We start from the raw sequence: 7,545 nt of genomic DNA, 5'->3' as shown, positions 1-7,545 counted from the left end.
CCTCGATGCCGATCTCGGCCAGCTGCTCCAGCACCATGAAACGGTAGGACGCATTGGTGATGACGATCGGCCGGTCGAACAGCGACGCCTCCGAGACGCGCAGCAGCGTGTCCTGGAAGGTCGAGCGCGCGCCGAACAGCGGCAGGAACTGCTTGGGGCGCACCTCGCGCGAAGCCGGCCACAGCCGCGTGCCGGCACCGCCGCACATGATCAGGGGGATAATCTTTTGGGACACGTGTGAGCTACTCATGAGAGGGGTTTATACGCGGTGATATTGCGAGGTGAGCAACGCGATCAGGCAAGACCTTATCAAAGGCACGCGTCACCGAGCAAAGTCTGCGAGATCAATCTCGTAGAATATAAAGCCGCCATGTTTGAGCGTTTCGAGGCAAGCGCGCGTTTTAGGGCCGGATCATAGTAGGGAGTCAAAGCGTCGATGCCGACAACTCGTTCCCCGCGCGCAAGCAACCGCTCACAGACATGTATGCTGATGAAGCCCGCAGCGCGAGTGACCACCACGGGGGCCAAACTAAACTCCGTGTTGTTTCGTTCTAATATATGGCAATGCCAGACTGCACAGGCGGAGGCAAGGGTTCCGCGTTAGCTGAATAGCACCGTCGCAACAAGCTACACAGTTCGCAGCACGGATGTCGACCTCACCCAGTGGCGCAGCAAAGCGGGCGTATATGCAAGATCGCTAGCTGCGCTTCAGCCTACCGACCAAACATCAGACACACTTCCATGAGCCGGCCATCCGTCTGCCCTAGCAACTCGTTCAACAGCCCGGCTGGGTGCGGCCCTGGGGGCCGGACAAACAAACACCGCGACAGCTACTCATGTCGTCATAATTCCGTGCCTTCAGGCTGCTTGGTTCCGTGCACATACGTTGGCCTGATTAGTGCAATCACAATCGCGCTTTGTCGCATTGACAAACCAGAACGGCATAGAATTGAAACTCTTCATCAATGGCCGCTTTCTCTCGCAAAAGCTGACCGGCGTTCAGCGTTATGCCGCCGAAATGGTCAAGGCAATCGATTCCCTGCTGGCATCCGACCAATCGCCTGCCTCGCTCAGAGCAGCCGAGTGGCAATTGCTCGTGCCAGGCGAGACAAGCGAAGTGCTCAATCTCACCCGGATCAAGGTACGCAAAATTGGACGATTGAGTGGACATGCTTGGGATCAAATTGAACTTGCGCGCGCCGCCGCTGGCGGTCGCTTGATCAGTCTAGCCAACTCCGGGCCTGTTTTTCATCGTGATCATATCGTCGTCATCCATGACGCACAGGTCTTCCGCCGACCCGACTTCTTCAGTTGGCGCTACTTAGCCGTTCATCGAACGATGGACCGCCTGCTTGCACGCCGGGCTCGGATCGGGACTGTATCGGTCTTTTCTCGCAGCGAGCTGGCTGCAACGCTTGGCCTGTCGAAAACGGACATCCCGATATTCCCGAACAGCGCAGAGCATTTCGCATCAACAGTGCCTGATCCTGGCATTCTCGACCGACTGGGGCTTCAGACGAGCAAATATTTTCTTTTTGTTGGCTCCAAGACCAAGAACAAGAATCTCACCGTTGCAATCGAGGCCGCACGGCTGCTCGAACGAAAAGACATTCCGCTGGTCATCGTTGGCGGCGATAACAGCAAGGTATTTCAGGATAATCTAGGCGAGAGCGAGTCGGGCCTGCTTTTGGCCGGACGCCTGACGGACGGCGAGATTGCAGCTCTCTATGCGCACGCCTTGGCGTTTGTCTTTCCCTCTCTTTACGAGGGCTTTGGTGTACCGCCACTTGAAGCCATGATCTTCGGCTGCCCTGTCATAGCCTCGACGGCTGATGCGGTGATGGAAACGTGCGGCGAAGCAGCTGCATATTTTTGCGCCACCGATGCCCGAGCACTGAAACAGCTAATGCTTCAAAGGTTGGCAGCTGGCGCAATCTCTGATCAGGAGCGCAGAATGCAACAAGATCGCCTCGCATTATACTCGTGGCAGAAATCTGCGCGAGCGCTGCTGGAGTTTCTCGCGTAGTGCCGCACATGGCGAGCGCCGCCGGTTTGACCAGGCGCGCCCAAATTTTACGCGCGGCCCTTCTTGGCCACAGCGCCGACAGCGGCTCGGCTTACAACAAGTTCCATTCGCGCGTTCGGCACCGCGTTCGGCATCGAAGAGCACGAGCTTGACGGACCTTGGCCCAACAACACCACATCGCTGCCTAAATCTCGCTACGGATTGGATGGATTGTGATCGCATCCGTTGATGCTCAGCTAAGGATGGATGCACCATGTCGATCTCCCCAACCCAATCTTCCGCAAGGCAGGCGGTCAAAGTGCTGCATGTCGCGGAAACGATCCGGGGTGGGATAGCGAGCTATCTGAATGAGTTGCATCCGCAGCAACAAGCGAGCTTCGGTGCGGAGAATGTGCATTATGTCGTGCCATCGGATCATCGCCACGACCTCGCTGGAATCGATGACAGCCAGATCACGACGTTCGACAGATCGGGCCGCAGCATTTCCGGACTATTTCAGATGTTGCGCGCGAGCATGCAGGCGCTCGATGCCTTCAAGCCGGACGTCATGCATCTCCATTCGTCGTTTGCCGGGCTCGTGCTCCGTCCCGCGATGGCAGCTCGCTCTGACGGTCCTCGCGTCGTCTATTGCCCCCATGGCTGGGCATTCTCGCGAGAGAGCGGCCGCCTGAGCCATCTGGCGACAAAAGCCGCAGAAAATCTTCTGGCCCGCACGTCGGATCGCATCATCTGCATTTCCAGCGATGAATTCAATGAAGCGGTGCGCGCGGGAATTCCGGCTGAGCGTCTTACCCTGGTGCACAATGGCATCTCGAGGAGCCGCCCGTTGCCGCACGGCGCTGCGGCAGATTGGACTTCAAAGAAGGCCAAGGTACTGTTCATCGGCCGCCTGGACCGGCAAAAGGGCTTCGACCTCCTCATCGAAGCCGCCCGATCGCTCGAAGACGTCCTGGATGTTCGCATTGTTGGCGCCTCCGTGGTCAGCAAGTTCGACGGCGCCGCGGTTCCCGCCAATGTCTCGCTGCTAGGCTGGCTGGATCGTCAGCAAATCGAGACTCATCTGGAGGCGGCCGATCTCGTTGTTATCCCGTCACGATGGGAAGCCTTCGGCCTCGTTGCCCTGGAAGCAATGCGCGCAGCCAAGCCCATCCTGGCCTTCCACAGCGGAGCGCTGCCTGAAATCGTCGTCGATGGTGTCACCGGCGTGCTTTGCGAACCTGTCGCGGTCCAACCCCTCATCGACGGTTTCCGACGAATGCTCGATCTGGATCTCAAGGTCTTGGGTGAGCGCGGCTACGATCGATTCAAACAGTTTTATGACGTCCAGAACACACACCGCCAATTGCAGCAGGTCTATGTCGAGCTCCTGGACGACGACAAGACCAGAGTCGAGCAGAAGGTGGAACTGCAATCGGATCTCTCGAAGCCCTTTTGAAGTGGGCCGCGACACGCGAGAATTGATTACGAGTATGATCTAGACGATGGCAGGCCACCGCACCTTGAGCCGCAACGGGCTTCTCTGCATCGCGAGCCTCATCGCGTCAGTTTATCTGTCTATCCCCGCACGCGCTCAACAGGCCCAGCCGCTCGAGCACAGATTCCTGTTGGGTATCGGCACCCATCAGGGACTGGGAGGTCCGGTGAGTTCGCGAGGCTACGTGCCTTCCGTGAACGTCGGTCAGATCAAGCAATTGGGCTTCAACGCGTTCCGCGACGATTTTCCCTGGTCTGATTTCGAACTGCCCGGCCGCCGGATGGGCTTCACCCAGCGGTTGAGCAGGCTCGACGCGCAGGTTCAGTCCGGCGTTGCACGTCCGCTCCTCATCCTCGCATTCGGACACCATCTCGTTCCAAACTCGTCGCCGCCGACGACCGACGAAGCCCGGCAGCGGTTCGCGGACTACGCGGCAGCGGCAGCGCGATCGGTAGCGCCGCAGCAGCCGATCTTTGAACTCTGGAACGAGTGGAACCTGGCAGCGAAGAAAGACGCTGCATTCTCGGCGGACAACTACCTGGCACTCGCCAAGGCGACACAACCGGCGGTCAAGCAGGCGGCGCCGAATGCGCCCTTCGTCGTCGGCGCGATCGGCGACGATCCCGGTTGGACGTGGACGGAGAAGATGCTGCGAACCGGTATCCTTCAATACGCCGACGGCGCCTCAATTCATCTTTACAACTTCTGCATGGCGCCGGCGAAGCGCACTTCGACCGAGATTATCGACCGGCTCACGGCGTTTCATCGCCTCGTCGGCCAAGCGAGCGGCAATCCTGACTTCCCCATTTACGTAACCGAGACGGGCTGGACCACGGCGGCGAACAAATGCGGAGTCAGCGAGCAGGCCCAAGCCGACAACACGGCGCAGCTCATCTTGTGGGCTTCGACTGCGGCGCGCTGGCTCAAGGGGATGTGGATCTATGAACTTAAGAACAGTGGCCGGAATCCAGCCGAGTTGGAGGACAATTTCGGGCTCTACGGTTTCGACAATTCACCCAAACCCGTCGCCTGCGCGGCACGGGGCGCCTGGGCGTTCATCCGCTCCAGCCTAAGCGCAGAACGAAGAAGCCTCGCCAGTGGCGTCGTATCGGTCGCCGCGTCCTCGACTACCGGCGGCAAAGTCGCGGTCTGGTCCGAGGATCCGGATCGACGCTACGAGGTCCGGCTCAGAAGCGATTTGCCGGGCGCGACTTTCGCGGCACCCTGCGATGCAACCGCAAGGCCGGCCTCCGGGATCTGGCTGCCGATTTCGAGCACCCCGGTCCTGATTTCTGCCAATCACGACACCATTCCCGCACTGGATATACGGCCGGCACGGTAAACCGGGTCGGCAAAATGAGGTTGAGGCGATGAAGATCCTTTTGACGTCCACACTTTATCCGACGCCGCAGGCACCGAAGATCGTCGGCGGGGCAGAGATCTTCGCACGAAGGTTTGCCGAGGGCCTGGTCCAGCGCGGCGACGAGGTCGAGGTGATACGCGCCGCATCCGCGCCCGGGCAGGCGCGTGAGCTATGCAACGGTATCGATGTCTATTCCGCGCCGGTACAAAACGTTTATCCGCCGTTCACGGAGCAGAAGAACTTCATAAAACGAAGCATCTGGCATACGATTGACGATTGGCAGATCGAGGCCCCCCTGATCGCGGAGCGCATCCGCTCTTTCAAGCCGGACGTCCTGCATTCCAATAATCTGTCGGGCCTGACCACTGCGATCTGGCGGGTCGCTGCCAAACTTGGGGTTCCGGTCCTTCATACGCTTCACGATTACTATTTGACGTGTCCGCGCTGCTCGCGCTTCGACAAAGGGCACTCTTGCGAGCGCACTTGTACGAGCTGTGGGATCTTGACCTACCACCGCAAGCGCGCCACGCACTGGCTCAGTGCCGTGGTCGGCGTCAGCGAGCGAGTCCTTTCGATTCATACCGATATGGGAATGTTTGCCGAGACGCCGATCCGCACTGTCATCCGCAATGCTTCCACCGAGCCGCCGCGCTCGCCCTATCCCCGCCCTGTCTGCACGACGGAAGTGACGTTCGGCTTTATCGGACGGCTCACCGAGGAGAAGGGCATCGACAATCTCATGCGAGCGCTTGCCATGCTGCCACCTGGTCGGATCCGGATGATGATCGCCGGCCGCTTGAGCGATCAGGAACAGCAACGCCTGAGAACATTGGCGCCGCATGCCCGGGTCGAGTTCATGGGATTTGTGTCGCCCGACGAATTCTACAAGCAAGTTGACGTCGTGGTCGCTCCATCCATCTGGCATGATCCTGGCCCGCTCGTCGTCGCGGATGCCAAGGCGGCCGGCAGACCGCTGCTCGGGACGTACTTTGGCGGCATGCCGGAGGCCATCGAGCATGGCGTAACGGGCTGGCTGACCGAAGCCGATCCACAATCTCTGGCCAAGAGCATGCTCGAGATCGCTGCGGATCCGCACAAGATCGACGAGATCAGCCGACGGCTTATTGCGGACACGAACAAGTGGATCTTTTCCGACGTATTGTCGTCGTACAAGAACCTGTATGAACAACTGCGCGAGCAACGGATGTCGTCCGTGCGCGCGGCAAAGGCCGAGGCGCCACAAGGCCCTGCCGTCGCAAAGAGTAGCTTAATTCCGAGATGACACGTCTCTTCGCGATCGCCGGCTACGTCTATCAAAGCGCAGCAGCGATCATCCTGATCTTCGTGATCAGCCACTTGTTGCCCGCCGCTGACTACACCAATTTTTCCCTTGCAATGGCCTCGAGCCAGTTGCTGTGCGTGCTGATGTTCGAGTGGCTGCAGCTCGCCGGGCTGCGTTTCCTTGCGGCTGCCAAAGAGGGCGAGGCGGATCGACTAAGATCGTCACTCTTTGCAGCGGGCCTCCTGAGTGCCGGCGTGCTGGTCGCAATCGGGAGCTGCGCCTCCATGATGAGCGGCCTCACGCCACGTCTCGTCGCCTTCGGCCTGAGCGTGGCCGTTCTTCAGGGCTTGACGGATCTCTATTTTTTGTCGGTACGGCTATCGAACCGGCTGGGTACCGCCTCCTTTCTCCTCGCCTTGCGTGCAACGGCCCTTTTGGGCGGGGCCGTCTCGGGCGGAACGATTTCAGGGACAGCCGAAGCGACGATGCTCGGCATTGCGTTGGGTCACCTGCTTGGCCTGCTTGCCGGCCTAGTTGCGTATCGCACGCCGTTGGATCGCGTGTCGCGGCGAACAATGCTGGCGGACTGGAAGGACTTCTCTCGTTACGGCATGCTTGCGGCCGGCGCCTCCGTCATCCATCTGTCCGTGCCGGTGCTGCTCCGCATCATCGTCATCGGTCGATTGGGCGCAACGGGAGCCGGCGCAGGATTTTCGATTGCGCTCGACTTGCTGCAACGTCCCTTCTGGGTCCTCAACGCAGCGATCCACACCGTGAGCTATCCTGACGTGGTCAACGACTTCGAACACGGGAGCGCGGCGACGTCGATTCAATCGACGCGACGTATGTTCGAGTTCATGATTTGCACAACCCTCGTGCTGCTTGGCGGGCTCGTCGCCTTCATTCCAGACGCGGCCCGGATTCTGGTCCCGCAGGAAAGCCTCGACGGATTCCTGGCAACAGCGCCGACAGTGGCTGCTTTCTATTTCCTCCATACCCACCTGCAGGCGACGATCGCGGTTGTCCCCCACCTCGAAAAGCTCGCGACTAGGCTCGTCGTCGTCGCTGCCGGCCAGCTTGCGATGGTTGCAGCCTTCTCCCTGGTCGCGGTCTGGGCCGGGCTGTCGCCGCAAGGAGCAGTCGCCTGTGCCTCGATCGCCACGCTCGCAGCGATTTTGGCTGCGCTTGGTCCTACCCTCAGGTTCAAGGCCTTCCCGCGCCGGCCACTGGTCATTCAGGCGCTCGCGGCCGCCATCCTGATCGGATCATTAAGTCGCGTGCCGACGGAGCCGGCGGCATGGCTCGCGGGAAAGATCATCGTCGCCGCGATCGTCACGGCTGTGATTGGCTGGAACGGAAACTTTCTCATGTTGGCCCGCCGCGGCTGATCTGCCCAACGG

6 protein-coding genes and 1 pseudogene are annotated in these 7,545 nt (G+C 60.0%); 5 read left to right on the top strand and 2 right to left on the bottom strand.

What is annotated here, in order from left to right; all coding sequences use genetic code 11:
• Together GWG65_RS38070 and GWG65_RS38065 are read right to left on the bottom strand one after the other, a co-directional pair.
• Positions 1 to 235 (bottom strand): sugar phosphate nucleotidyltransferase (locus GWG65_RS38070; protein ID WP_275200528.1); only part of this gene is annotated, 235 nt, incomplete at its 3' end.
• Positions 236 to 275: 40 nt separating this feature from the next.
• Positions 276 to 528 (bottom strand): annotated as a pseudogene (locus GWG65_RS38065) (NAD-dependent epimerase/dehydratase family protein); the annotation flags it as partial.
• Between the two features lie 370 nt (positions 529 to 898).
• Between GWG65_RS38065 and GWG65_RS38060 the strand changes: the two are divergent.
• The 5 genes from GWG65_RS38060 to GWG65_RS38040 all read left to right on the top strand — a co-directional run bounded on the left by GWG65_RS38060 (position 899) and on the right by GWG65_RS38040 (position 7,533).
• Positions 899 to 2,026, top strand: a complete 1,128-nt coding sequence (locus tag GWG65_RS38060; RefSeq protein WP_275200527.1) for a glycosyltransferase family 1 protein — start codon at positions 899 to 901, stop codon at positions 2,024 to 2,026.
• Positions 2,027 to 2,279: 253 nt separating this feature from the next.
• Positions 2,280 to 3,461: a glycosyltransferase gene (locus GWG65_RS38055; RefSeq protein WP_275200526.1), complete on the top strand. Its 1,182-nt coding sequence runs from the start codon at positions 2,280 to 2,282 to the stop codon at positions 3,459 to 3,461.
• Between the two features lie 46 nt (positions 3,462 to 3,507).
• On the top strand, positions 3,508 to 4,842 hold the full coding sequence (locus tag GWG65_RS38050) for a cellulase family glycosylhydrolase (RefSeq protein WP_275200525.1): 1,335 nt from the start codon (positions 3,508 to 3,510) through the stop codon (positions 4,840 to 4,842).
• Between the two features lie 28 nt (positions 4,843 to 4,870).
• Entirely contained in the window at positions 4,871 to 6,145 is a 1,275-nt protein-coding gene (locus tag GWG65_RS38045; protein WP_275200524.1) for a glycosyltransferase family 4 protein, read from the top strand.
• Complete coding sequence (locus tag GWG65_RS38040; RefSeq protein ID WP_275200523.1) at positions 6,142 to 7,533, top strand: hypothetical protein; 1,392 nt, start codon at positions 6,142 to 6,144, stop codon at positions 7,531 to 7,533. Before GWG65_RS38045 ends, GWG65_RS38040 begins: the two co-directional genes overlap by 4 nt.
• Positions 7,534 to 7,545: the final 12 nt, after the last annotated feature.

Origin of the sequence: Bradyrhizobium sp. CSA207 (genome assembly GCF_029051685.1) — a bacterium.
Classification (GTDB): domain Bacteria; phylum Pseudomonadota; class Alphaproteobacteria; order Rhizobiales; family Xanthobacteraceae; genus Bradyrhizobium.
Note: the sequence above shows the minus strand (reverse complement) of the source record. Positions and strands in the feature narration are given on the sequence as shown.

Excerpts from the sequence above, each read along its gene's own strand:
- GWG65_RS38055 (WP_275200526.1), top strand. The coding sequence starts at position 2,280 with ATGTCGATCTCCCCAACCCAATCTTCCGCAAGGCAGGCGGTCAAAGTG.
- GWG65_RS38050 (WP_275200525.1), top strand. The coding sequence starts at position 3,508 with ATGGCAGGCCACCGCACCTTGAGCCGCAACGGGCTTCTCTGCATCGCG.
- GWG65_RS38045 (WP_275200524.1), top strand. The coding sequence starts at position 4,871 with ATGAAGATCCTTTTGACGTCCACACTTTATCCGACGCCGCAGGCACCG.
- GWG65_RS38040 (WP_275200523.1), top strand. The coding sequence starts at position 6,142 with ATGACACGTCTCTTCGCGATCGCCGGCTACGTCTATCAAAGCGCAGCA.